Below are 25,854 nucleotides of genomic sequence, written 5' to 3' on the forward strand. Positions count from 1 at the left end.
GTTGACAGTTCAATGTAGAAATCTCTATAGTTAGTAATAGATAATTAGAGATTGTTCCATATAGGGAAGAGGGAAAGCAATGTCATTACCCATTGAAGCTTTATTAGAACGGATCGGAATCACTGTTCCTTATTCGGTTTGGATTGTGAAAGACGAGCTTCAGCAATTTTATCCACTCGTCAACACGGGCGACATGATGCCTCCGAAAACGAAAAGGACAAATAAGAGACCGATTGAAGTCATACAAGATGCAGGAAGAAGTGTTGTTCAATTCACTTACTCACAAGAATATCGTGTCGTCTTATTAGTAGAAGGAGATACCGATTTAAATGAAATCGAACTGGAGATGATCTTCGACTTTTTGCACAAAGGCTATTCGGAGTATGCGGATGAAACCGGACGTGCTAAGCTAGCGCGAATTGTCGACAGCATTCGCTACACGACAGCTTCACTGGACTTGGAGGAAGTCTTTTCGCACATTTTGACACATACACTCGATGTTATTACGAATGCCGATTATGGAACGCTTTGGCTGTACGATGAACTTCGTGAGAAAATCATCTGTAAAGCCTCGGAAGGATATCGATTCGAAGAAATTCAACTAATGGAATTTGAATTGGGAGAAGGTCCGGTGGGGTATGCATTTGAAAGGGGAACCCCAGTTATAATTACGGATCCGAAAGACTTTCATTACGAAAAAGTTAAACGTATTTCTCCCGAAAACAAGAAACGCTGGGGGAGAAGAGTCGAGGATATTACCAATATTAGATCGGTCATTGCCTATCCGATTGTAGTGGACGACCGTATTGAATGTGTCATGTATTTAGGGCAGATCAATTCAGAACAACTCCTGACTGAACGGGATTTGTGGCTGTTGCAAATCTTTACGACACAGGTCGGAATCGCAATCCGAAATGCTAAGCAGTTCGCCAGCATTCGGGAATTAAATGAGAAATTAGTACAGCGGGATGCCATTCACGCAACACTTACCGAGTTATCGGTGCGAAATATGGGAACGGAGAAAATGATTGATGAGTTAAGCAAAATGGCGGGACAGCCCTTGGTATTCGCAGATTTATTGATTAACGAAATGATCCCTTCAACTGCTAAGCTGCCGCAGGGAATATCCTACAAAAATCTGCTTGAGAAGATTCAGCTAGAAGGAATATCAAAGACCATTATTCTTACAGAGACGGGGGATGTCGTTTTGTACCCGATTCGGTCGGGATCTGTTGTTCTCGGCTGTCTTATTTCCGCATCTTCGAAAAAGCTGGAGCGGATTGGCGAGTTAGCAATTGAGCAAGGAAGTGTGCTGCTTGCACTGGAGCGGGTTCAAAAGCAAAATGTATTAGCGTTTTACTACAAAACCCAGAGGGAACTGTTTGATGAATTGCTGCATGCAGCGAATCCTGACGTCTTGAAAGAGAAAGTGGAAGCGCTTGGCATTCGGAATATGGAAGGATTTGCGGTCGCGATGCTTCAAGTGACTGGATGCTCGGATCCCCAGCAGCTAGAAGCACACGTATTCAGATTGATTGCGGAACTGCGTTCATCAGCCAGCGGATTCATACAAACGATATTCGGTTGGCAAAACAAAGTGATTGTGGTCGCGGGAGTGACTGGACTATCGGAGTTGTCATTTTTTGAGAAGAAGCTGGAGGAGTTAGTGGTCAACCGGTCAAAGGAAGATTCGGAGTACGCGCTTCACGGTGGCATTGGTTCACTCGTTCAAGAGCCGCGTCAAATCGAACAATCGTATCGAGAAGCAGAAATCGCATTGACCAATCCAATTGCAGGGCAGCGAAATCATCATCTTGTTCGTTATACCGATATCGGCATTAGCCGATTGTTTACGAGCCGCAATACAGAAGAAGTGAATAAATTTATAACCGATATATTTGATCCGCTGCGTGATGCGGATCGCTCAGACGGGACATTGGAACAAACGCTTCTTACATTCTTTGCAAGTAATCGCTCAGCAGGAGAAGCCGCTAATAAGCTTCACATACACATCAATACGTTGTACCAGCGATTGAAAAAGATTGAAGAAACACTGGACCTTTCTTTGAAAAATACAGACGATGCCCTTCAGCTGCAGCTTGCCTGCTACTTGCGTCAAAGGGCGTGAAGTATGCAAAAACCGCCAGAATCAATTGATTTGGCGGTTTTTGTATTAAAGCATCGTATCATCATCTGACCGGCGTCGCGCATCATCCCGAAGTTCTGTGAAATCGGGTTCATCGCCGAATTCTGTCCCGTAGTTTGGATTGGAGAACCTTGTATGCTCCGCATCAGGGTCCGTCGCATCATCCGTTTCAAACAAAATCCCGAGACTGACAATCCCGCTGATCCCGACTAAGGTGTAAACAATTCTGGATAACACCGAAGCTTGACCGCCGAACAATGTGGCAACTAAGTCAAATTGGAAAAGTCCAATGAGTCCCCAATTCAACGCCCCGATGATGACGAGAACGAGTGCAATTCGTGAAACGATTCGCATGGTTTCAACTCCTTTTCTAATTAGGATTCATTTTCCAGCTGAAAAATCATCCATCCTTAGCTTTTGTCAAAAGTTGTTTTTCATACATACATCCAAAAAAATTAAAAAGCGCCCAGCAGAGTGGTCGCTTCAAAACGTTGGCTCGTTAACGATTTTGCCATTCATTTCTAAATAGAAATTGTTCAAAGTACAGTTCTTTTTTAGACTGGGAGGAATGACTAAGCAGTGTGTGCAGGCGGCCGTTCTGCTGATGAATGATATGAAGTGAAGCTGGCACGATCACTTTAATATCAGCGGAAAACGTAAGTTCAGTCGTCTTTTTGTCGATTTCCGCGGTTGTAAAGAAATGATTGAAAATCCAACAGCACGTATCGTGTTTAGAGGAGCTGGTCGGAAAAACACCGATACCTTCAGATAGAATGAATGGAGGTTTTTGCTTGAATTTCAAGATTTCGCACGCCGCACGTTTTTGTCTCAGCTTCGTAGAACGATTACGGACACATACTAAGTTAAGAAGTTGCACAGGTGATTTTTTAGAAGTGTAAATCCCATGCAGCGTAATAATTTTGGATCGACTTCCTTGATCATCTTTGTGCGACATGAGTGCCAAAGCTTGGCTATCCAACAAATAACTTTCACAGTTCATTCCAATTCAGCTCCTATAACTGTTTAATAGTTCCATTATACGACATATTTTGTATTTAGAATAGTGTGAAAATGAAACTATTTGTCGACAGGATTCGACAAAGATGTGGGTCGTTTGAGGTGTGACTAGCTAATAGTCACATTTCTTTTATTGGGTTAATTAAAAGTAATGCTGAGTTAAACAAAGATAAATAAAATTGTTTAGTAAGCGGTAAGTTCCCGGGCTTAATAAACTGGTTCTTTAAAATAAAATAAAACATAAGCGGAAATGAAGTTGCGAATCACAAGGCAAATCTGTTTCACGAACTAACTGGAGGGTAAATAAGTGAAAAAAGGAAGTGTCACATCATGGCATTCGACTACGATCTCGACTATAAAAGTCTCGATCTCCGCAAACACCCTGAACTTTATAAAGTTGGTAAAGGGGAGCAAGGCGTGTTGCTTGTGGAGCCTTACAAAAGCGAGATTTTGCCGTTTTGGAGATTTAAGACGCCTGAGATTGCTCAAGAATCTGCGGACAAGATCTGTGAATTGTTTGAGGCCTATCGAGAAAACGACGACTTTGTGGGAATGGATATGGCTCGGAAATTCATCCAAATGGGATATACTCGCGCACGCAGGTATACGAATTATAAAGGCGGACGGAAATATAATGAAGATGGCTCAGTGAAAGCGCGTCAAATTGATGAAGAGAAAGCGAAGTCTGCAGCAATTTTTAAAGAAAGGTGGGATGAAATCAGGAAAGATGAAGACTATTTGAAACGCAAGAAAGCTCATCAGAAAGAGTATGGATGAGGCGGCACAATCCCTTGCTTAGAACGATGCATAACTTCTGAAACACCAAGCATAGGACAGCATGAAAAACTTATTTGAAACCGTTTTCAAAAAACTCTTTACATAGCTTTGGGAAATCTGTATAGTTTTGAATAGTTATAATATTATAACCTGACAGACAGAGGTGGGATGAATGAAAATCGATAAAACGGCCACAACTCCTTTATACGCTCAAGTTGAGGTCACCTTGGAAGAAAAGATTATTTCAGGTCAATGGGATGAAGGGTATCAGATCCCGACAGAAACTGAATTGGCCAAATCACTGGAAGTGAGCAACATTACGATTAAACGCGCTATCATGAACCTTGTTGATAAAGGGATGCTGATTCGCCAGCGGGGTCGGGGAACGTTTGTGACCGGGCAGCAGACAGAGAAGAATATTCATAAGTCCGAGTTTATCAAAATGGATGAACAAGTGAGCAGCGCCCATGATTTACTTTCGAGCGGAAGTCATGGAACGTATCCAAATGTTGCGAAAAGGTTAGGGAAATCCGCGGATGCTGAATTTGTTTATTTGGAACGGGTTGGTTATGAAGAAGGTGAGATAGTTTCTTTGGAGTATACCTATATTCCACAAGACATCTGGCCGGAAAACGAGCCGATTATTAACAAAGATGTATTCATATATGATGTGTTGAAAAAGACTTGCAGTGTTACTCTTAAACGATCTAAAAACTACTTTTCTGGTGCAGTTGCAAATGAGAAGGAAGTGAAATTACTTGGAGTCCGTCCGAATACCCCTCTATTTGTATGGGAGCGAATTACGTTTTCAGATGAAGGGGAGGGTGTTGAATACTCTAAATTCGTCATGAAACAGGACAAAGAGAAGTATTACATGGAACTGGAACTCACATAACGAGTAAAAACTGTGCTTGGCATGGTTTTCTCTTCCTTTAAATGTTATAACATTATAATTTATTAGACGAATATAACGTTTGGTTCCAATTGACGGAATAGTCAATCATTATACATGAGGGGATTGGTGGGGAAATGGAAAAGGGGAAAAGAAGTGGAAGGTGAAACCGCCTACTACCACAGCATTGCTAATGTTCATGATTGTACTTGTGGCGATGCTTACGTATGTCATCCCTGCAGGTCAATTTGATCGTGCAATGGATGAAAAAACTGGACGGGAATTGATTGTTGCAGACAGTTTCAGCTATACAGAGCAATCACCCGTTGGAATTGGGGGAATTCTTTCATCAGTATTTGGCGGGATTGTCGGGGCTGCTGAAATTATTGCATTTGTGCTAATCGTTGGCGGGGTTTTTGGAGTAATTGTAAAAAGCGGTGCCATTAATGCGGCACTGGCCAGACTTATTCATCGATTAAAAGGCAGAGAATCCATTTTTATCATCATTGCGATGACAGCTTTTGCAATCGGCGGGGCGACGTTCGGGATGGCGGAAGAGACGCTGCCTTTTGTTGCAATTGTGCTGGCTGCGACAATCGCAATGGGGTATGACCGAATCATTGCCGTTTCAATTGTTGTGGTAGGAGTGTATGCAGGTTACTCGGCAGGACCGTTGAATCCGTTCAACGTAGGGATAGCCCAAGGAATTGCCGAGCTTCCTTTGTTTTCAGGAATCGGATTGCGTTCAGTAATGATGGTCGGAGGGTTGATCATCGCGATTCATCACACATTAAGGTACGCGAAAAAAGTGAAAATGGATCCCAAAACCAGTTTGCTTGTGAATGAAAAGGAAATCGAAGCAGATAGTTCGCTATTAGACGATCTGACTATGACAAGACGACACAAATGGATTATGGCTGTTCTAGGCTTATCTCTAGTAGCACTCGTATTTGGTGTTTTGAAATATGGCTGGTATTTAGGTGAAATCTCTGCGCTTATGCTGCTTATGGGAATTGTCATTGGCATGATTGCATTCAAAGGGAGCTTTAACCAGTTCACGGATGAATTCATGAAAGGCGCAGCTGAGATGACAGCGGCCGCATTAATTATCGGGCTATCCAGGGCGATCCTCGTTGTTATGGAAGAGGGCCAAATTATTGATACATTGGTGTACGCAGTTTCAGTTCCGCTTGGCAGTCTTCACAGCGTCTTTGCGGCATGGGGCATGTATCTCTCTCAAGGGCTCATCAATTTCATCATCCCGTCATCTACCGGGCAAGCGGCAGTGGTCATGCCGATTATGTCGTCAATCAGTGATGTCATCGGAATTAATCGCCAAATAGCTGTTCAGGCATTTCAGTCAGGTGATGGCTATTGGAACATGATTACACCCACACATCCTGTACTGATGGCTGCGCTTGGAATCGCCGCAGTATCTTTCGGAAAATGGATTCGATTCGCAGGCCCGCTCGTTTTTAAATGGACGATTTGGACGATGATTATATTGGCAGTTGGAGTTTGGATTGACTGGGGACCATTTTAATACAATCAAACATTATAACATTATAAACAAATAGATAAACGACACAACTAGGAGTGATGACAGATGAGTAAGATGCTGAAATGGACGATCATTGGTGGAGGAAACGGTGGACAGACGACAGCCGGGCATTTAGGAATGATGGGATTTGACGTCACGATTTACGATATTTTTGAAGATACGATCAATGCAATCAAAGAACAAGGCGGCGTTCATCTTCAAGATGCGTTAACGGGATTCGGAAAAGTCGCTTGTGCAACAACGAGTATGGAAGAGGCGCTGAAAGACGCAGACATCGTCTTTGTGACGGTACCTGCAACAGCCCATGCATCGGTCGCAAAATCATGTGCGCCGTATTTGAAAGACGGTCAGATTGTCATTTTGAATCCTGCCGCGTCGTTCGGATCGCTCGTTTTCCGGAAAACGCTGGATGATGAAGGGTGCAAAGCTGATGTGACATTAGGAGAGACCAACACATTGCTCTACGGTTGCCGCATTATTCAGCCAGGGACAACACAAGTATTTGGATTAAAGAATCGGATATTAACCGCCGCGCTGCCTGCAACAGAAACGGCTAGAGTCGTAGAAACGCTTCAAACTGCATTCCCGCAATTTGAAGCATGTGAGAGTATTCTAGTTACAAGTTTTGATAATACAAATCCGATTTTACATCCAGCAACAACGTTATTTAATACAGGAATCATTGAATCAGAGCAGGATTGGCGATTCTATGTGGATGGATTTACACCAAGCATTGGACGTTATGTGGAAAAGATGGATGCTGAACGGATGGCAATCGGCAAAGTATTTGGGTTGGAATTGCTATCGTGCATGCAGCAGATGGAAGTTGAGTACGATGTATTCAAAGATACGTTGTCCGAATCCGTTAGCAGTAACCCTGTTTATCAAGATATTGGCGGACAGAATACGCTGGAAACCCGCTATTTAACGGAAGATATTCCAATGGGATTGGTTCCATTCATTGAGCTAGGAAAGATGGTAAACCTTCCTACAATCCATATGGAAACAGCTGCAACTATGGGGCAGTTGCTGTTGGGCCGCAGTTTAATGGAAGGTGCGCGGACGCTCGAAAACTTGGGAGTGAAAGGAATGTCTGTGGATGAATTCTTGGAATTTGTTCAAACCGGACGTAAATGATTGTAGAGATTCAGCAGCGTATGAATGTTTTTCGAGATAGGTTATCCGAATATCTTTAGAGGGAATAGTACATGTAACAAGTACCCCTAAAAGGAGGAAACCACATGCACGCATTTAATAAGGCTATGCTTATTTATAATGAGCATGCTGGGGATGATGACGTGGAAGCGAAACTTTCCGCAGTTGTGCCAGTGCTTGGGCGAGCGGTGAAAGAGCTGACGATTAGTAAACCCGAAAATCCTGAAGAAACCCGCCGTCTGTGTGAAACAGCAAGTGACATGGAATTGATTGTCATCATGGGCGGCGACGGAACGGTTCATCAATGTATAGACGCTATTTCGAAACTTGACGTGCGTCCGCTGCTTGCAATTTTACCGGGAGGAACATCGAATGATTTCACACGGACGTTAGGCATTCCTCAAAACTTAAAAGATGCTGCTGAAGCCTTGCTCGCTGGAGAAATCCGTGCAATCGATGTAGGAAGAGAAGGAAATCAGCATTTCATTAACTTTTGGGGGATCGGACTCGTTGCGGATACTTCCGAAAATGTGGATGATGGGCAAAAGAAGAGTTTCGGTCCGCTGAGTTATATGGCCAGTACGATACGCACGATGCGTGAAGCAGAGAGTTTTCCGTATCATCTTGTTTCGGATGGAATCGATTTGCAGGACGAGGCAATTGCGATATTTGTATTAAACGGCAGTTCGCTCGCGACAACACCGATTCCGATAGCGGCGATTAGCCCGTCTGACGGGAAATTGGATGTGCTCGTCGTAAAGAATTCCAATTTAGCCATGCTGCGAGAATTGGTGTCGCTTCGGAAGCCTGAAACGGATCCGGCACAACTCGATATGCTGGAGTATATGCAAGTAAGTGAGTTGCAGGTTTCGGCACCGAGTCAAAGGAAAGTAGATATGGACGGTGAATTATACGATCTGCAATCGGGAAAGATTGAAGTGCTGGCTGGCCACTTGAAGATGCTGGTTCCTATAATGAAATAAGTAGTAGTGGACGCTTCATCTTACGGGATGAAGCGTTTTTTTCGTTGGGGATTTCGTTGGAAAGCGGGGGTGGGGGAAGGGGGAATCGTTCACTTGTCGGGATGTATCGGCCAGTTGGCGATGGGAATCGGACAAATCGATGGGTGAATCGGCCATTTGGAGTAAAGAATCGGCCACACGCAGGAATTAATCGGCCATGGCACACAATTCAACAGCGTTAAGGGATTAATTGGTGGCGCTTCGCTTGTTGTGTGGGCTATCCCACTGCAGAAACACTCCCCTAGACGCCAGGGAACGGTTCTCCATCACATAAATGGTTTTGTCCGACACATGGAGTGTTTTCCCAATCACATAGCGTCCTTTCTCCATCACCTAGGTGAATTTCTCCGACACCTAACGAAGTTTCTCGATAACGGCACACAACTCAACAACTTCAAAGGACTAATAGATAGCCCTTCGCTAACTTAAGGATGCAAAAAAGCACACCCAACTCACTGGGTGCGCTCCTTAAATCCTTACTTAAACACTTGAGCGGCCTTCACGGCTTTTTGCCAGCCCGCGTACAATCCATCGAGCTCTACTTCATCCATCTCCGGCTTAAACTCTCGATCCAGCTGCCAGCGATCGGCAATCTGTGAGCAGTCTTTCCAGAATCCTACCGCAAGACCCGCAAGATAGGCTGCCCCGAGCGCGGTGGTTTCATTAATAGAAGGACGTTCAACGGGAACGTCTAACAAATCTGCTTGGAATTGCATCAAGAAATTGTTCGCAACCGCACCGCCATCCACTCGCAAAGACTTCAGCGAAATGCCGGAATCGGCTTCCATCGCATCCAAGACGTCTTTTGTCTGATAGGCGAGAGATTCCAGCGTCGCGCGGATGAAATGCTCTTTCGACGTCCCGCGAGTCAGCCCAAAGACCGCTCCCCGGACATCGCTGTCCCAATGGGGCGTGCCGAGGCCGACGAATGCCGGAACTACATAGACACCATCCGAAGAAGTGACTCGTTCTGCATACGCTTCACTTTGTTCCGAACTTCTCACCATACGCAAACCGTCACGCAGCCATTGAATGGCGGAACCTGCTACAAAAATACTTCCTTCCAATGCATATTCGACTTTGCCGTCAAGTCCCCAAGCGATGGTTGTCAATAGGCCATTGTCAGATTGCACCGCTTCTTCACCTGTATTCATCAACATGAAACAACCGGTGCCGTACGTGTTTTTCACCATGCCTTTTTCAAAACAGGCTTGCCCGAAAAGTGCGGCTTGCTGATCCCCGGCGATCCCGGCAATCGGGACTGCGCGACCGAAAAATTTACTGGGTTCTGTATGCGCATATACTTCCGAAGAAGGACGGACATCGGGGAGCATTGCAGCGGGAATGTCCAAAATATCAAGCAGTTCCTCATCCCACTGCAAATCGTGAATGTTGTACATCATCGTTCGTGAAGCGTTCGAGTAGTCCGTAATGTGTGCTTCGCCGCCAGACAATTTCCACACAAGCCACGTGTCAATCGTACCAAACAACAACTCCCCGTTTTCCGCTTTCTCCCGGGCACCCTCCACATGATCCAAAATCCATTTAACTTTCGTTCCAGAGAAATACGGATCGATCAGAAGACCGGTTTTCTGACGAATCAAATCTGCATGGCCAGCCTCTTTTAACTCTTCGCAAATACTAGCGGTTTGCCGTGACTGCCAGACGATTGCATGGTAAATCGGATTGCCGGTATTTTTATCCCAGACAACCGTGGTTTCTCGCTGGTTTGTAATGCCGATTCCAGCGATTTGTTCTGGGGATAAATTCTTCTCAGACAACACACCGGCAATTACCGAGAGAATGGAACTCCAAATTTCAGTAGCATTGTGTTCTACCCATCCGGCTTGAGGGAAATACTGTTTAAACTCTTGCTGTGCAGTGAACACGGATTCTCCTTGTTCATTGAACAAGATCGCCCTTGAACTGGTTGTTCCTTGGTCGAGTGCAAGCATGTACGCCTCTTTCATACCATCTTCCTCCTAGCGTCAATCGCCTCCGCCAGGGAAGCGTTTTCTTCAGTTTATCATAATGCAGGCAAGTCCTTGCTATTCCAGGAAAAGAAGTGAAACCCCTTGCCAGTAATGAGGCAAGGGGAAGGATGGTGATTAGAATTTATCGGTACGGTTCCGGTCCATATTTGTTAGGTCACCTTTAACGTTCACATTCTCTGTTTCGCCTTCTGTATTCACGTTCACTTCTTCACGTTTCACCGTCTCGTCTACGTGCTCGGTATCTGTGACCCGTTTTTTGTTGATGACAATCTCTTCGGTGACAACGGGCTTTTTCGTTACTTCGACCTTTTCTTCAGTGACTGGCACGCGGATGGTTTCATTATCGAACGCAGTTGTTGTCCGGAAATCTTCTGCAGTCTCATCCAATTCGCCGTTTACTGGGCGGCGTTCAATTGTAATCTCTTCATGCTCAACAGGGATATCTACGGTTTTACGGTCTTCCACGATATTTTTGTCGACAGTCACTTCGCCTTTTTGCACTTGCTGTTTGTCGACGTTAAGTCGTTCTTCGTGAACTTTCATTGTTTCCGGCACTTCTTCGATACTGCGGTTCAACTCACCTTCACTGCGTACGCGGTTCGTATCGACTGGTTTCAGTTGTGCATCTGCCGTATGGTCATAGTTTCCATGCAGCGAACCAGGTTCACGGTCAAGCCCGCTTGCCAACCCGGCAGGCTCCGTGGATGCGGCTGTCTCCAGATTCACATCATTAGATGATTCAATCGAAGAATTCCGAGCATTATTGTCCAGGTAACGTGCACCCGCTTCGCCTTCATCTACATAAAGGAGCATCGCACCCTCATGAATCTCACGTGTGTAGCGATCTTTTTCTGCCTCACTCAAGCCAGTATCGCTCAACAGCGTATAAATATGATCTTCCCCTGATAAGAAGTTCATGAACTTGTCCATCCAAGAACCATCTGTCGTCTTCACTTCTGCGTCTGTACGGCTGCGCAGCATATGCAGATCGTGGTCATCTTTTGCGATGACATAAATGTTATCGTCTGAAATTCCGGTTGCTTTCAACTCTTGCACCTTTGCAATCAATTCTGTTTCCGTCTGAAATGTCCCTGCAAAACGTTTGTTGTTATTCATATCTAAAGTTCCTCCTAGAGTTTTGTATTTTAGTTAACCGCTAAACTTTTGCGGTGTTAGGAAATAGATACCCGGCGGTTTACTATCAAAAACCTCATCACAAGCTCAGATAACAAATGTCATATTCTTGTAACCATACTGTTACAGGGGCTAGTGAGAACTTCCTGGAAGTGAATGTAATGGGATAGGGATTTAGGACTGAGGAAAGAATATGGAAAACGAGAATTCAAAGTAGGCAGGAGTCCTCCAGTTTGGTACACTTGTCTCTAACGAAATTCACGGATCATAGGGATCCTGTTAGGAAGTGGGAGAATGGAAGAATTAGCATTAATCAGCGTGGTTGCAGTACTCGCGCTCGGAATCTTTTCTCAGTGGCTCGCCTGGCGGATTCAATGGCCATCCATTGTGATCATGTCAATCGCAGGATTGCTTATTGGTCCTGTTTTAGGATTAATCAATCCGGAAGCCGCGTTGGGTGATTTATATGGACCGCTTATCTCACTTGCGGTTGCAGTTATTCTTTTCGAAGGCAGTTCGAATCTTGATATCCGGGAAATTAAAGGGATTTCAAAATCAGTTACACGTATTGTGACGGTTGGTGCGTTTCTGGCTTGGATTCTCGGATCACTTGCAGCCCACTATTTTGCGGGATTGCAATGGGAAATTGCTTTCATTATAGGAGGGTTGTTCGTCGTAACGGGTCCTACAGTGATTATTCCGCTGCTCAGGAGTGCGAAATTGAAATCCCGGACGGCTGCTGTATTGAAGTGGGAAGGAATTATCGTCGATCCTGCGGGGCCGCTTCTTGCGCTGTTTGCCTATGAAGTCATTAAAGTGTTGAGCAACGATAACTTGACGATGAGTAATCTGCTCAGTTTCTTCGGAGGGGCAGGTCTTGCGATTCTCTTAGGACTGGCAGTCGGGTTACTGATTACAGTTATGGCGGCAAAAGGGCAGTTTCCGGAATACTTAAAATCACCAATTGTCCTGGCATTGGTGTTAATCTGTTTCATGTTGGCAGAAGTCATTATGCACGAAACAGGCATGCTTGCAGTGACAGTGATGGGTCTGACAATTGGCCGTTCGAAGCAATATGTTTCATCCATCGGAAACCTTGGACATTTTGTTGAAAACGTCTCGGTCATGTTAACTTCGACAGTTTTCATTCTATTAACGGCCTCTTTGCCGAGAGAGACAATCGCTCAAATGTTTACACTGCCGATTCTTGCCTTTGTGTTAGTGACATTATTCGTTGTCCGTCCGCTGTCCATCTGGATTTCAACCATCGGTACAGAACTCGATCGGAATGAGAAAATTTTGATCGGCTGGATTGCACCTCGTGGAATCGTAGCACTTACGGTAGCCGGATACTTTTCGAGCATACTTGTCAACGACGGCTATGAAGAAGCAAGCCTTCTGACAGCGTTGACGTTTGCGCTCGTTATTATCACGGTTTGTGCGCACGGTTTCACGATCGGTCCGCTTGCGAAGAAACTGCATTTAGCGAGTAATGAACCGCCGGGCATCTTAATTGTCGGAGCAAGTAACTTTTCAGCATCACTCGGTGCGCAGCTGAAAAAGTTAGGCATCCCTGTTCTTATCATGGATCCTTCTAGAGGACGATTGAATTTAGCCGCTGCGAAAGGGGTCCAGACGTTTGAAGGGCAGATTTTGTCAGAACAGTCGAGATTTGCTGTCGATTTGACTCCGTACAGTACGATTTTGGCGATGACAGGGGACGCGTCCTATAACGCGCTTATCTCCCAATCATTTGCACCGGAATTCGGCTTTAACAATACGTTTTCATTACCAGTTGCCGTAAATCATCAGATGAATGAATCGGAGCTGCCGATTTCACTGAAGGCGCATTTACTATTCCGTGAAGATGCAACGTTTGCAGAGCTGAACCGGAAGATTAATACAGTGTTCGAACTTAGCGAAATTTCGACTGAAGAAGTTGAAAATGTCGATAATTTGCTGGATGAATTACCCGAACAAATTACTCCGCTTTTCATTAAGAAAGAGAACGATTCGATCGTATTTGTCACGTTGCGCAAAAGAATCAATCTAGAAGAAGGCGACGTCCTTGTCGTTATGCGTCCAAAGAATGAGAAAAAGGAGCCTGTCGCTTAAAATGCGGCAAGGCTCCTTTTTATAGATTAAACAATGGTTGTAACGTCATGGGCCTGGCTTTCCAATTCGGCTGCAGAAGAAGCTAAATGGAAAAACGCATCAGTAGCGGATTCAACGTCTTTTTTACATTGTTCAATATTTAGTTGTGCTTTCTCGGTTCCTGAAGCAATCAGACGCACTTCCTTAGTGATCGCTTCAATCCCGTCTCGTACTTCAACAATAGAAGCTTCCACATTAGAGGATAGCTTTCTGACTTCCTTAGCCACCACATCAAATCCGCGTCCATGTTCGCCTGCACGTGCCGCTTCAATAGCAGCATTCAATGCGAGCAAATTCGTTTGTGAGGCTATGGCTCGAATGGTCTTTACGATTCCTTGTATGTTTTCAGAATGGACTTGAAGCGCTTCCAAATTATTCGTATTTGTTGTAGAAACTTCTGCTAACTCACCGATCCGTTTCAGTAACTCTTCGTTCCGGTTACGGCCATCATCCGCTTGTTCAGTAAGTGACTGCGCCATCTGATTGAGTTCTGATACAACACTTAAAGCGGTATCTTGCCGTTTGGTTACATCTGTTGCCACTTTAGTGACGCCGAGGACTGTTCGGCCGTCATCCGCAAACACTGGCATATACGTTGCTTCCAGCCAAATAGCGGAACCGTCTTTGGCTTTTCGTCTAATCTTTCCAGATGAAGAAAGACCGCGCTGTAAATCTTTCCACATAGCGTCGTATGAAGGGGTATTTACAAATTCTGGAAAACATAGTTTCTGATGCTGCATGCCCATCATCTCTTCTGGACGATATCCTACTGCGGCTGCGAATTTCTCGTTTACATAAGCGACACGTTTGTCCATTCCGAATCGGATAATGGCAAGGTTTTGTTCTAGTGCTTTGACAACTAGCGTGTCTGAGACAATCTCTGATGTTAAGACGTTCAAGTCGTTTCCTCCTGTAATTTCAGATAAGTTAAATTCTATTATACATATTGTGAATCAAATGTACTGCCAATCAAGACTTTATTTAATGACAAATTAGTGAATCTGCAAAAATATGAAACTGTAGACCTATAAACTACTTACAGGTTTTACTTTTCATTGAATAACAAAAAAAATTTTTACTAGTAAGTAAATGAATTAGGAAAAAAGAATCATATGAACTTCTCTTTATATACCCGAGTTTATGAAAGAGAAACCATTTCTAATTTAAATACAAAAAAAGAAACAGAGGCCATTTACGCAGCCTCTGTTTCTTTTTTATATGGATTATAAGCGGAGATGTTATTTTGACCTCTACTTAATACTTCCGTCTAAAATACCAATCTTCAGTTAATAACGTTCCGGTTCGTCATCTAGTCTGCTTGGCCGGTCATTGACGGCATCTTGAAACTCTTGGCGGCGCTGTTCCTGTTCGGGATCGCGTCCGAGTTCTCCGGCGAAATCCGTCGTCTCTAATCCATTTGAAACAGAATCATCTGCGGCAACGCTGAATTCAGAACGCTCAACTGGACGCTCATGAACAGGCGTTACTCGATTTTCGGTATGCTGCGGTGCGGTTTCACCGAATGGAGGTTCTTCAGGCGTTCGCGTAACTCCATCACCTGGAGGAGCAACCCAAGTATTTGCGCCAAGGTTTGGATCCCCTGCATTTTCACCGATGCCGAATGGTTTGCCGACTTCTTGATGCTGGCCGGGCATGTCACTGGTTTCATCCACATAAAGCAGCATGCTGCCATTATTGACATCCTGGTAAAAACCAGCTTTTTCATCTTCACTGAATCCAAGATCGTCCATCATACTGCGAACGCGGTCTTCACCAGTCATGAAATCCATGAACTTATCAAGCCATGATTCGTGAGTCGTCTGAACTTCGGCATCCGTCCGGCTTTGCAGCATTTTGACATCATCTTCACTTTTCGCAATTACAAAGATTTGGTGATCCGAATACCCTTCAGCTTTCAGTTCTTCTACTTTAGCCAATAATTCGGGTTCTGTGTGAAACATCCCGATGAATCGCTTTCCTTGTTCCATTTGTGAACGCCTCCTGTTTGAGTTGGAATGTTAGTTTTCAAATGCTAAGTTGTTAATGATTGAATACCCGAGAGGGAAGTTATGAAAACCTGTAAAACAATCAACTACACGAAACGTCATCATTTTGTAATGAAAGTATCATGGCCAAAAGAGTCTCCGTGACAAAGATTATTTAATGAAAGAAAACAAAAAACAGAGGCACGCTTGCACCTCTGTCTAAAAATCTATAAATTAGTATGCTCCGTATAACTTCTTTTCAAAGTCGTTCAGCGAATGAATCGGAGAAATACCTTGGCGTTTCAGTTCATAACGATTGTCACCAAGTTTTACATTTCCAGGATTCGTTGTAAAGGCCATCCGGATGCCTGCAGCAGAAATCGCTTTTTTACTTGTCTCATTAAATTGACCGAACGGATAAGCGAGATAACGAATATTGGGATCTTGCATATCGAAAGCTTTCGAAACTTGGAAACGTCCGAGATCAATATCAGCTTTAATTTCATCAGAGGTGGCCGTTGTTAAATAAGGTTCACGTGTTGCAGGTCTGCGTAAATGCATTCCGTGTGTGTGATGTTGAAACGAAAACACATCAACAGTTTCGCGAATCTCTTTTAGTCCTATATATTGGAATGCTTGGTCATCCCATGGCTGAGCTTGTTGTTTGATGCGCGATGTAATAAGAAATGACGTTGCTTGAAAGCCGTTTTCCGACAGTAATGGATAGGCGTATTTTTGAAGGGAAAGCAGACCGTCGTCAAAAGTGATTAAAACAGTTTTATCCGTCAAGTTTTTCCGCAGCAATAGCCAGTTATCTAAATCCTCGGGAGTAATCGTCTTCCAGCCATTTACTTTCAAATAGTTCATTTGCTGCTGGAATGGAGCTAAGTCAATCACCATATGATTGTCAGCGAAAGGCGTTGATGCCCTGTTCTCCACAATTTGGTGATACATAAGAACCGGAATTCCCGGATCCGCAGTCACGAGCGTTTTGGGAATGAATCCGCGAACACCGCCGAGGTTCACTTGGACGTGGGTTTTGGTTTCTGCAATCACTGGAAGGCGCTGTCCCGGATTAATATACCCAACACGATACCCCCCGCGCAGTGCGCTTGCCACTGACACGCGACTTTGGATAATCACAGTTTTGCGTCCTTTTGGCAAAGGCCTTTCTTTAGTTGGAGGAGCAGGTTGAACAACATGGATCGGCACAACTAATTTATCGTTTCCAAATGACAAATACCCGTATTTTTCATCTTGCGCAACCATCTCATAAGGAACACCTTTCATGAAAGTGGCAGTACCAATCAATTGATCTCCTTCTATTGCATAACCTCCCGTGGCTTTAGATAACGTGACAGTTGAACTTCGCGCAGCAGCTTGAGTGTTCGGGAGGATCAAAATTACTAGAAAACACGCAAATAGACTAGTCCATAAAACGGACCAGTTTCTCATTTTAAACACATGCAACATTCCTTTATATATAATAGTAAGCAGTTCAAATTCCTTAGATGATTATACCATAAAAGATTCAGATATTTGGATGGAATTAGAAAAAGATGAGAATATTTTCAGGTCAACCATGAAGGGACGAATCTCTATTGATGCGTGAAGTATTAAAAAATACTTAAACAGTTCTATTCTTAAATAAAGGTCCGGGACAACTTTATATTTACTTGCCGAACCTTTAGCGCTGTATGGTATACTTCATGACAGATAAAACTAACTAAATTTGTATGTGGGGTATCCTATGATCTTTAACTCGTTTGAATTTATATTTTTATTTTTGCCAGTCGTTTGGATTGTATTCTTCCTTGTAGGCAGAATCGCGCCGCCATTCGCAAAAACATGGCTATTGCTTGCTTCACTGTTTTTCTATGCATATTGGAATCCTGCCTACTTACCGCTGATTGTCGGCTCCATGATTGTGAATTACATCATAGGAGTGTTTCTTGGTAAAAACAAATGGCTCCCGACACGTAAAGGAATTCTGACACTCGGTATTTTGTTCAACGTCAGTCTGTTAGGGTATTTCAAATACAGGGACTTTTTTGCTGAGAATTTGAACGCCGTCCTTGGGACTGAGATTTCGCTGGTACAGCTGATTCTCCCTTTAGCAATCAGTTTCTACACATTCCAGCAAATTGCATACCTTGTCGACTCATACCGGCTTGAAACCAACGAATACAATTTCCTGAACTATGGATTATTCGTATCGTTTTTCCCGCAGCTGATTGCAGGTCCTATCGTGCATCATGGAGATATGATGCCGCAATTCAGTGACCGGAAAACCTATCGCATCAATTATGAAAACTTGTCAAAAGGACTCGTGATTTTTTCGATCGGTTTGTTTAAAAAGGTTGCGATCGCGGACACTTTTGCCGGGTATGCAAATAGCGGATATGGTTCTGTTGAAGCACTGACGATGGTCAGCGGATGGTTAACATCGCTTTCTTATACGCTGCAGTTATACTTCGATTTCAGCGGTTATTCGGACATGGCGATCGGCCTTGCATTATTCTTCAACATCCGATTGCCCATCAACTTCAACTCGCCATACAAAGCACTCGACATACAAGATTTTTGGCGTCGTTGGCACATTACCTTGTCCGGATTTTTAACAAAGTACATTTATATACCTCTTGGCGGAAGCCGTAAGGGCATTCCACAGACGTACATAAATATCTTTATCATCTTCCTGATCAGCGGTTTTTGGCATGGAGCTGGCTGGACATTCGTCATATGGGGGATTCTGCATGGTCTTGCAAGTGTCATCGCACGGATCTGGAAACGTTCTGGCGGCAGATTACCCAAGCTCTTGGCGTGGGCCGTTACCTTCTTATTTGTACATTTAGCATTCGTTATTTTCCGAGCTCCGGATGTGTCCGTTGCACTAAGTGTCTACAAAGCCATGTTCGGTTTGGAAGGAATCCAGCTAATGGGCATCAGCGTGCTATTCAATGAAGACCTGACACACTTAGCACTTGTCATCCTTTTGGGATTAGGCATCGCCTTATTTGCAAAAAACTCTGTTCAAATTATGGAAACACAAAAACGGACACCGCTCATGATGCTCTTTGTCGTCATGCTGCTCTATTACAGCGCGATGCAGCTTCAGCGTGTCAGTGAATTCCTATACTTCAATTTCTAAGGCGGTGAGTCAAATGACAGATAAAAAATTTGCACGAACAGCATTATTCCTATTCCTGGCATTGGCCGCCGCTACTGCGGGTGTCAATTACTGGATTGATCCACTTTGGCACTATGGACATGCCAACGCATTTAACTCGATACAAAAAGTGACGAATGAACGTGAGCAGAAAATTGCCATGCTGCACTATGGACCTCATGATTACGATACTCTGCTCATCGGAAGCAGTCGATCTACGTATATCCACCCAACCGCGTTTGAAGGATGGGATGTATTCAATTTTTCCGTTGCGAATATGTCGGTGCGGGAAGTGCATAGTATGATGCTTTACAGCCAATCTCAACTTCCTGATTTGAAACGGTATTTAATCGGGGTAGACTTCTTCAAATCCAGTGAGAGAGAAGCTGCGGCTCCAAGAGCATTGACGAATTACGAAAATAAAATCAACCAGCCTTTCTATCGTACAAAAAACTTGCTGTCATTGGATTCACTCGAAATCTCTATCCAAAATTTCAAGAAATCGGTAACAGACACGATTGATGAAGATCGTCTTTACAACCGGAAAGGGGAAGCGTTCGCAAATCGACTGACGGAAGAAGAAGTGGAGAAAAGTACGGAGTCAAAAATCAGACGGTTTGAAAATGTGTTTTATGGAAACAATTATACGTACTACAAAGACTATCCGATGATTCTTCAAAAAATCAAAGACGCAGCTGGAGATGACACGCTGACTTTTTACACTACACCTATTTCAACGGGGTTATTTGTTTCATTAGTTGAAACTGACCTTTTGGATGATTACGAACAGTGGATCCGGGATCTGGTCGATGTAAACGGGGGGATTTGGAATTTCATGTATCCGAACACGATAACGAATGACCAGATGAATTACATTGACGGACATCATTTTTATCCTGAAATCGGAACAATGCTTGCAAAGAGAATACAAAATAATAACGCTTCAGATATCCCCACCGATTTTGGGGTGTACGTGACTCCGGATAATGTAGATGAACATCTGGAAGAAGTTCGCAGATTAGCTGAAAAAGCAGTCAAGGAAAAGAATTGAGTCAATAGTCTTGATTTGAACAGTGTTGTTTTCGAAGTGTATGTGAGTCTATAGTCTATGCGCATGTTTATTGTTCTAGTCCTATGGGTATAAAATAAGGACTAAATAGAACAGTACAGGAGAACGTGGATATGAGCGAACATATAATAAATTTACAACAATCCATTCAGTCGCTTCGAAACCAAGGCAGATACAACGAAATGATAGAAAGTTGTTATCAGCTTTTACAATGTGCAACTGATATTGAAGATCGTCAGTTGCAAATGGATGCTTACGCTAACTTTGCGCTGGGATTTTATAAGATTGGTGACATTAAGGACGCTTTTTATTATATCGAAAAGCATGCAATGCTGTGTGAAATCTATGGGGACAAAGAAGACGAAATGGATTCCAATCACATTTTCTTCTTGTTATATGAATACACGGAAAACTACATGAAAGCCAAAGAAGTACTCGAGAATAGTATTGAACTGGCTTCGAAACTTAAAAAGTTTAACCTTGTCAGCGAAAATTGCAGTGAACTTAGTTCCGTGCTGAGCCGTATGGGGAAGTATGAAGAAGCTTTACGGGTAGGAAAAAAAGGGGCAAGCACTGCGGTAGAGCTTGAACCCTACTGCCCGTTTTTGGTAACGAAAGCAATTCTGGCAGTGGCGCAAGCATTTCTCGGCAAGTCTGATTTTGAAACAGCCGATGCACTGCTGCAGTCGGTAGTTCGAGATCCTATTTTGCACGATTACGCGAAAGAAAAAACAAAATGCTACCGTCTGCTTGCGCATCTGCAAAGATTGCAGCATCAATTAAAAGCAGCGCTGGAAAATTTGGCAATTGCAAATGAAAGCGCTATAAGTTCAAATAATTATAAACAACAAAAAGAAATCCAAGAAGTACAAATTGAGCTTTATCGAGAACTTAAGGACTTTGAAAAAGGATTCGAAATTCAAGATATGCATATCCGGCTTCTTGAAGAAATTCATCGCCAAGATACTGCAAATGCAGCGATGAAGCTTGAAATGAAAGTGAAACTGCAAGAGCTGGAAAGACAGGCGAATACCGACTTTTTAACGGAAGTGGCCAGCAGAAGAGCATTGGAGGAAACCGCAAACGAGTGGTTAGGCCAAGCTGCTCTATCCGAGGAAAATGTGGTTTGTATTGCTTTTGATATTGATAATTTAAAGACGTTGAATGATACGTATGGCCATCCATTTGGTGATCAGGTGATTCGTCTGGTCGCGCAGGAGTGCAGCGATCTGCTGCGCAGAAGCGACAAAACAGGAAGAGTGGGCGGAGATGAATTCGTTTCTATTTTAAGAGGGATTTCGCTCGAAGATGCATCTAAAAAAGCGCATCAAATGCTTGATACTGTAACAAACCTCTCACTTGAGCACAGTGGGGAGAGAATCCCGTTAACTTTAAGTATCGGGGTAGCTGAAAACTCAAATGGAAAGATAAAAGAGTACGACAAGCTATACCACAAAGCAGACATCGCATTATATCGCGCAAAAAACAATGGAAAAAACCAAGTTTGTATTTATTAATAGGGAACATAGTTTAGAACTCGATGTTTTATTATGAGTTCTTTTTTTTTGTAGATTGAAATGAACGAACATTCCTCATATGCAAAAAGCAGGCGGCGGTTCAATCATCAACACAGCTTCCACTGCTGCTGTAGCTGGAGATGCAATCCGTTCAGCATACGGTGCCTCTAAGACAGCTGTAACTGGTTTGACTCGTTACATTGCAACTCAATACGGAAAAGACAAAATCCGGTGTAACGCAATCGCACCCGGGTTAATCTTAACTCCTGCTGCAAAAGAAAACTTGCCTGCAGAAGTACGCGAAATCTTCAAGAAGTATAACGCGCTTCCATACCACGGAGAGCCGGAAGATATCGGTCACACTGTTCTGTTCTTGGCTTCAGATGATTCTAAATTCATGACAGGTCAATTTAATGCGTATGCAGCCAGCATGAAAAAATAAGGGTGAGTGAACGAACTCCTTCTTTGCCAATTTAGTTTGGTGAAGTAGGGGTTTTTTTATGTGAGTTTGGAAGGGACGGGTTTGAGTTGCGCTTCACGCGGACGCTTTCCCAGGGGCTTGCCCTAAGCCGTTCCTTCGCTTATTCCTAAGGAGTCACCGCATTCCATTTCAATCAAGGGAACATATGGGAAGTAGTTACTTCATTACAAGTTTTGAGAATAGGAATTAAAAGATGAAGTTGAAAAGAAAATATACAATGGAAAGTCCATCTGGGGTGTGAGAGAGGTAGGTTAGGAAAGAAGAATTAAGGGAATATTTCTGTAACTGCTTTATTTAGGAAGAGGGGGATGATCGGTGAATAGAGTGATGGTGTTGGTGGTTGCGGGGAGTTTGGTGTTTGGAGGATCGGGACCGGCGCTAGCGAATGAGGATGAAAGTGTACAGGCTTATGAAGAGGATTTGGCGTGTGTAGCGTTAGAAATTCCAGGTGACGTACCGCCAAGATCGGAGGAGACCGTTTCTAATGATGAAGGAGAGTTAAAGAGACTTAATTCAGAGGAATGTAAGAATGCAGATGCAGAACTAAAGCATGTACATAAAACGGATGATGAAATAGAAAGATCAAGTTGCCTGGATATGGATTTAAAGACTGCAGAAGATCCCGGGAACGAAAGGTATATTGCGAGTATACTGTCCGAAGAGGATCCTTTAACGGAAGTGCATATCAGCACGGACAGCGAAAAGGAAGAAGAATCGAACATAACTGATGAGGATGATGAGAAGCAGTTTTGCTCTGAAACGATAGCACCGGAAGATATTGATAGTGATGAAGGTGACCAAGAAGAGACAATAACTGATCAAATTCAAGATGGAGAAGAGCTTATTAGCAATAAAGAAGAACCGAGTGAAGAAACAATTGTTCCAGAATTAAGTAATGATCTTGATTCCACATTAGAATCTTCAAATGAACTGACGGAAGAGCAAGATGTCGAGTCTGTCTCAAATGACGATAGAGTAAATGACCTGGATGCAGACGATGTTACCGAAATTGAAGCACCGACCACAATCACAAAGGAAGCAACAGCGGATACTGTGAAGACAGCCAGTGTGGAAAACAGCCCCATCATCCAGACAGAAATTGAAATTGATACGATCACACACAAAAACACATCGAGCACGGATTCATCAAGTCAGTCAAGTGGTAATGGGGACTACTCAAATTCGAATGATATGCAAAACCGACCTGACAAAGGAATGGTAAATAAGTTTACCAACTTATCCTCAAATCACGGCTCTCAAAAACAAGAGGATTCAACTATGAACAGTGAACGGCTTCCTCAAACGGGCGGTATTTTGAATCAGACCAATATGCTGATGTTAAGCATAGCATTCATACTAGCGGGCGCAGCACTCCGAATAGGTTCATCAACAAAACGTCATTGCAAGTAAGGGGAGGAGAGAAAATGAAAAAGACAGGACGGTGGATCGGCAATGTTTTGCTCCTTATAGGAGTCTGTCTTCTAGTCTGGCAATTTGTCGGAACAAAGCGTACGGAAAATGTGCGGGATCAGCAGTTAGATGCATTTGCCAACCTGAAAGCTCAGGCAGAAACTGAAGAAAAACCAATTGAACCAAAAGATAAGGAAACTCAAATGCAGACTGAGGAAGGGGCAGCTTCTGATAAAGTACGTGAGAAGGACGTGGGAGAGCTGGTGGGTGTACTTTCCATTCCGCAAATCGACATTCACGCCCCGGTGTCCTATGGCGCAACACCCAGTATTTTAGACAGCGGATTTGGTGCGATACCAAGTAACTATGAGCCGGGTGTGCAAGACGGAAGTTATGCCATCGCCGGTCACCAGTCGCACGTATTCGGACAGTTTTTTAATCGTTTGGATGAACTCAAAACAGGCAGTCGATTCGATTTGGAAACAGTGAATGAAACACAAACCTATGAAGTGTATGAAACCCGCATCGTCTTTCCTGAAGAAGTAGAGGCGATTGCGGAAGAACCGGGAATTTCAAAACTATCTCTCGTCACCTGTTATCCACAGAACAGTAATAAACATCGGTTAATCGTCATGGCGAAACGTGTGGATAATTGAGATAAAGTCAAATCAAAAAGCAGACGGATTGCCCGCCTGCTTTTTGGTTTGATTAGTTATCAATTACGTTGCTGATCTGGTAGTACCCTTCCGCATCCATAACAATGGTATACGTCTTTGACTTTTCAATGTAATTCTCTTCACCGGCGCTATCTGAAACCGAATAGGAAAGGTCCAATGTAACAAGTGCTTGGTTTGCTTGGATAGTAATATCTGTTATATCTGTTGAGAAAAACTGATAGATCCTTCCATCCGAAGCCACTTCCTGTATAAATGTCTGGAACTCCCTAGTAGTTGGTGCACCGGGCAGCAAATAACTCATAAGAAAAGTAGAATCGCCCGCTTGTATGGACATTTCATATTCTTCCCGGAATGAAGTCATGAAATCTCTTAAGTTCTCTTCATAAAATCCACCTTCATAGGACGAGTCCTCATCATATAAGTCATCGGGAACAACTTCATCTTCCTCCTCGACTTCATAGAATTCCGTGTATTCATCATCGTAAGCGATGTCACTATCATAGTCGTGACTAGCTGTATAAGTATCATACACACCAAACAATGAGGCTATGGCAATTTCACTCATTGGAGAAGATGCCCAACGGTCTACGAGACTTATCACGCTATGCATCGGGATGGAGAAGCCGAACAAGTTATTTTCTTTGTACAGCAACGAATTGATGCCAATAACTTTGCCTGTCTTCGCATCAAGTAATGGGCCGCCGCTGCTCCCTTTATCAATCTGTGCATCGATTTGATAAATCTTTTCATAGACGAATCCCAGTTCCATATCCCTGTTCAAACCAGTCAAATAACCGACTGAAGCAGAGTTTTCAAATCCTTGCGGGCTCCCAAGGGCAATCACTTCAGTACCAATTGGTGTTTCTTTGCTTTCCATACCAAGTGGAGGCAAGTTGCTGAATGCATCCGCACGTATTAACGCGACATCATATCGATCCGAAATGCCAATGACTTTTCCAGCTGCATCTTTCCCATCGGAGTTCCGGACGACGACATCGGTGAATCCCGCTACGACGTGAGCGTTCGTTACAATAAGTCCGCCTTTCTTGTATAGGAAGCCCGAGCCGAGCCCGTCGCGTGTGAATATCGTAAATACACGCGGCAGAGATTCTTTGATGACCTCTGTCTTTTCTTTATCAGGTTTTACAGTCTTTGTCTTAATTTGTTGCGAAGAGATTGGCTTCAATGGTTTCTCTTTTTCGACAATTACTTCTTTAATAGGTGCAGGTGAGGCATCATCTGACAGATGCAGCAGCTTTCCATAATTCCAATCTGCAACATAACCAATCCCTGCGATTGAGCCGAGCAAGACAATCATGGAACTAAGAGCAACGGGTAACATCCAACTGTTTTGTTTCTTTGTTTTAAGTGGCTTCCCGCAATTCGAACAGAACTTCGAACCTTCATCATTTTGCGTTCCGCAATGTGGACAAAACATAAATCATTCCTCCTGTCATATGAAATAATTGTTAATTATATAGTATCATAGGTTTAGTTTGAATGAACTATATAGTTTGAGTATCTGCTTAATTTTTTTATGCTTAAATTGGGAGATAAAAAAATGTATGAAGAAAAATCTGACTAGCACAAAATTATTTTAATTGTGTGTAACAGTATAGGGACATGTATTCATGGAAATGTAATGGAAATGATAGGTTTAACAGATATACAGCTGGGTATGAGCGAGAGTAACG

Annotated in this window: 20 protein-coding genes and 1 pseudogene; 13 read left to right on the forward strand and 8 right to left on the reverse strand. The window is 43.4% G+C overall.

From position 1 onward, the window contains the following. The first annotated feature begins 79 nt into the window (after positions 1-79). Positions 80-2,128, forward strand: coding sequence for a helix-turn-helix domain-containing protein (locus PGH26_RS02840; RefSeq protein ID WP_323692522.1), 2,049 nt, complete (start codon positions 80-82; stop codon positions 2,126-2,128). Between the two features lie 45 nt (positions 2,129-2,173). On the opposite strand, the gene PGH26_RS02845 is transcribed toward PGH26_RS02840, so the two are convergent. Next, positions 2,174-2,500 (reverse strand): DUF378 domain-containing protein, encoded by a 327-nt coding sequence (locus PGH26_RS02845; protein ID WP_323692523.1) that lies wholly within the window; start codon positions 2,498-2,500, stop codon positions 2,174-2,176. Positions 2,501-2,645: 145 nt separating this feature from the next. Continuing rightward, a complete protein-coding gene (locus tag PGH26_RS02850) occupies positions 2,646-3,146 on the reverse strand; it encodes a competence protein ComK (protein WP_323692524.1) in 501 nt (166 codons plus the stop codon). A gap of 347 nt (positions 3,147-3,493) precedes the next feature. Between PGH26_RS02850 and PGH26_RS02855 the strand changes: the two genes are divergently transcribed. The 5 genes from PGH26_RS02855 (at position 3,494) to PGH26_RS02875 (ending at position 8,531) form a co-directional block, all read left to right on the forward strand. Continuing rightward, positions 3,494-3,940 (forward strand): DUF4385 domain-containing protein, encoded by a 447-nt coding sequence (locus tag PGH26_RS02855; RefSeq protein WP_323692525.1) that lies wholly within the window; start codon positions 3,494-3,496, stop codon positions 3,938-3,940. Between the two features lie 172 nt (positions 3,941-4,112). After that, on the forward strand, positions 4,113-4,835 hold the full coding sequence (locus tag PGH26_RS02860) for a GntR family transcriptional regulator (protein ID WP_323692526.1): 723 nt from the start codon (positions 4,113-4,115) through the stop codon (positions 4,833-4,835). A gap of 160 nt (positions 4,836-4,995) precedes the next feature. Beyond that, positions 4,996-6,375, forward strand: a complete 1,380-nt coding sequence (locus tag PGH26_RS02865; RefSeq protein WP_323692527.1) for a YfcC family protein — start codon at positions 4,996-4,998, stop codon at positions 6,373-6,375. A 63-nt stretch (positions 6,376-6,438) separates the two neighbouring features. Then, on the forward strand, positions 6,439-7,530 hold the full coding sequence (locus PGH26_RS02870; protein ID WP_323692528.1) for an NAD/NADP octopine/nopaline dehydrogenase family protein: 1,092 nt from the start codon (positions 6,439-6,441) through the stop codon (positions 7,528-7,530). 104 nt (positions 7,531-7,634) lie between these two features. Continuing rightward, complete coding sequence (locus PGH26_RS02875; protein WP_323692529.1) at positions 7,635-8,531, forward strand: diacylglycerol/lipid kinase family protein; 897 nt, start codon at positions 7,635-7,637, stop codon at positions 8,529-8,531. Between the two features lie 515 nt (positions 8,532-9,046). On the opposite strand, the gene glpK is transcribed toward PGH26_RS02875, so the two are convergent. Further along, complete coding sequence (gene glpK / locus PGH26_RS02880; RefSeq protein WP_323692530.1) at positions 9,047-10,540, reverse strand: glycerol kinase GlpK; 1,494 nt, start codon at positions 10,538-10,540, stop codon at positions 9,047-9,049. A 138-nt stretch (positions 10,541-10,678) separates the two neighbouring features. Beyond that, entirely contained in the window at positions 10,679-11,680 is a 1,002-nt protein-coding gene (locus PGH26_RS02885; protein ID WP_323692531.1) for a YsnF/AvaK domain-containing protein, read from the reverse strand. Between the two features lie 312 nt (positions 11,681-11,992). Between PGH26_RS02885 and PGH26_RS02890 the strand changes: the two genes are divergently transcribed. Beyond that, complete coding sequence (locus PGH26_RS02890) at positions 11,993-13,813, forward strand: cation:proton antiporter (protein ID WP_323692532.1); 1,821 nt, start codon at positions 11,993-11,995, stop codon at positions 13,811-13,813. Positions 13,814-13,839: 26 nt separating this feature from the next. On the opposite strand, the gene PGH26_RS16160 is transcribed toward PGH26_RS02890, so the two are convergent. The 3 genes from PGH26_RS16160 to PGH26_RS02910 form a co-directional block, all read right to left on the reverse strand. Continuing rightward, positions 13,840-14,751 (reverse strand): methyl-accepting chemotaxis protein, encoded by a 912-nt coding sequence (locus tag PGH26_RS16160; protein WP_431312516.1) that lies wholly within the window; start codon positions 14,749-14,751, stop codon positions 13,840-13,842. 387 nt (positions 14,752-15,138) lie between these two features. Then, positions 15,139-15,840, reverse strand: coding sequence for a YflT domain-containing protein (locus PGH26_RS02905; RefSeq protein WP_323692533.1), 702 nt, complete (start codon positions 15,838-15,840; stop codon positions 15,139-15,141). Positions 15,841-16,071: 231 nt separating this feature from the next. Further along, positions 16,072-17,292, reverse strand: a complete 1,221-nt coding sequence (locus tag PGH26_RS02910; RefSeq protein WP_323693455.1) for a polysaccharide deacetylase family protein — start codon at positions 17,290-17,292, stop codon at positions 16,072-16,074. A 295-nt stretch (positions 17,293-17,587) separates the two neighbouring features. Here PGH26_RS02910 and PGH26_RS02915 point away from each other — a divergent pair, with 295 nt between their 5' ends. The 6 genes and pseudogenes from PGH26_RS02915 (at position 17,588) to PGH26_RS02940 (ending at position 24,139) form a co-directional block, all read left to right on the forward strand. Next, positions 17,588-18,988, forward strand: a complete 1,401-nt coding sequence (locus PGH26_RS02915; RefSeq protein ID WP_323692534.1) for an MBOAT family O-acyltransferase — start codon at positions 17,588-17,590, stop codon at positions 18,986-18,988. 13 nt (positions 18,989-19,001) lie between these two features. Continuing rightward, positions 19,002-20,057 (forward strand): hypothetical protein, encoded by a 1,056-nt coding sequence (locus tag PGH26_RS02920; protein ID WP_323692535.1) that lies wholly within the window; start codon positions 19,002-19,004, stop codon positions 20,055-20,057. 131 nt (positions 20,058-20,188) lie between these two features. Beyond that, positions 20,189-21,592 (forward strand): tetratricopeptide repeat-containing diguanylate cyclase, encoded by a 1,404-nt coding sequence (locus PGH26_RS02925; RefSeq protein ID WP_323692536.1) that lies wholly within the window; start codon positions 20,189-20,191, stop codon positions 21,590-21,592. 70 nt (positions 21,593-21,662) lie between these two features. Beyond that, positions 21,663-22,001, forward strand: a pseudogene (locus PGH26_RS02930) (SDR family NAD(P)-dependent oxidoreductase); the annotation flags it as partial. A gap of 387 nt (positions 22,002-22,388) precedes the next feature. Further along, positions 22,389-23,483 (forward strand): hypothetical protein, encoded by a 1,095-nt coding sequence (locus PGH26_RS02935; RefSeq protein WP_323692537.1) that lies wholly within the window; start codon positions 22,389-22,391, stop codon positions 23,481-23,483. Between the two features lie 14 nt (positions 23,484-23,497). Further along, entirely contained in the window at positions 23,498-24,139 is a 642-nt protein-coding gene (locus tag PGH26_RS02940; RefSeq protein ID WP_323692538.1) for a class D sortase, read from the forward strand. Between the two features lie 52 nt (positions 24,140-24,191). Here the strand turns inward: PGH26_RS02940 and PGH26_RS02945 are convergent, their stop codons facing one another. After that, positions 24,192-25,598, reverse strand: coding sequence for a trypsin-like peptidase domain-containing protein (locus PGH26_RS02945; RefSeq protein ID WP_323692539.1), 1,407 nt, complete (start codon positions 25,596-25,598; stop codon positions 24,192-24,194). Positions 25,599-25,854 lie beyond the last annotated feature (256 nt).

This window comes from Sporosarcina jeotgali (genome assembly GCF_033304595.1).
Classification (GTDB): Bacteria; Bacillota; Bacilli; order Bacillales_A; family Planococcaceae; genus Sporosarcina; species Sporosarcina jeotgali.

What these genes read in the sequence shown, in the direction of transcription:
- PGH26_RS02840 (WP_323692522.1), top strand. Translation starts at nt 80, where the DNA reads ATGTCATTACCCATTGAAGCTTTATTAGAACGGATCGGAATCACTGTT.
- PGH26_RS02845 (WP_323692523.1), bottom strand. Translation starts at nt 2,500, where the DNA reads ATGCGAATCGTTTCACGAATTGCACTCGTTCTCGTCATCATCGGGGCG.
- PGH26_RS02850 (WP_323692524.1), bottom strand. Translation starts at nt 3,146, where the DNA reads ATGAACTGTGAAAGTTATTTGTTGGATAGCCAAGCTTTGGCACTCATG.
- PGH26_RS02855 (WP_323692525.1), top strand. Translation starts at nt 3,494, where the DNA reads ATGGCATTCGACTACGATCTCGACTATAAAAGTCTCGATCTCCGCAAA.
- PGH26_RS02860 (WP_323692526.1), top strand. Translation starts at nt 4,113, where the DNA reads ATGAAAATCGATAAAACGGCCACAACTCCTTTATACGCTCAAGTTGAG.
- PGH26_RS02870 (WP_323692528.1), top strand. Translation starts at nt 6,439, where the DNA reads ATGAGTAAGATGCTGAAATGGACGATCATTGGTGGAGGAAACGGTGGA.
- PGH26_RS02875 (WP_323692529.1), top strand. Translation starts at nt 7,635, where the DNA reads ATGCACGCATTTAATAAGGCTATGCTTATTTATAATGAGCATGCTGGG.
- glpK (WP_323692530.1), bottom strand. Translation starts at nt 10,540, where the DNA reads ATGAAAGAGGCGTACATGCTTGCACTCGACCAAGGAACAACCAGTTCA.
- PGH26_RS02885 (WP_323692531.1), bottom strand. Translation starts at nt 11,680, where the DNA reads ATGAATAACAACAAACGTTTTGCAGGGACATTTCAGACGGAAACAGAA.
- PGH26_RS02890 (WP_323692532.1), top strand. Translation starts at nt 11,993, where the DNA reads ATGGAAGAATTAGCATTAATCAGCGTGGTTGCAGTACTCGCGCTCGGA.
- PGH26_RS02905 (WP_323692533.1), bottom strand. Translation starts at nt 15,840, where the DNA reads ATGGAACAAGGAAAGCGATTCATCGGGATGTTTCACACAGAACCCGAA.
- PGH26_RS02910 (WP_323693455.1), bottom strand. Translation starts at nt 17,292, where the DNA reads ATGAGAAACTGGTCCGTTTTATGGACTAGTCTATTTGCGTGTTTTCTA.
- PGH26_RS02915 (WP_323692534.1), top strand. Translation starts at nt 17,588, where the DNA reads ATGATCTTTAACTCGTTTGAATTTATATTTTTATTTTTGCCAGTCGTT.
- PGH26_RS02920 (WP_323692535.1), top strand. Translation starts at nt 19,002, where the DNA reads ATGACAGATAAAAAATTTGCACGAACAGCATTATTCCTATTCCTGGCA.
- PGH26_RS02925 (WP_323692536.1), top strand. Translation starts at nt 20,189, where the DNA reads ATGAGCGAACATATAATAAATTTACAACAATCCATTCAGTCGCTTCGA.
- PGH26_RS02940 (WP_323692538.1), top strand. Translation starts at nt 23,498, where the DNA reads ATGAAAAAGACAGGACGGTGGATCGGCAATGTTTTGCTCCTTATAGGA.
- PGH26_RS02945 (WP_323692539.1), bottom strand. Translation starts at nt 25,598, where the DNA reads ATGTTTTGTCCACATTGCGGAACGCAAAATGATGAAGGTTCGAAGTTC.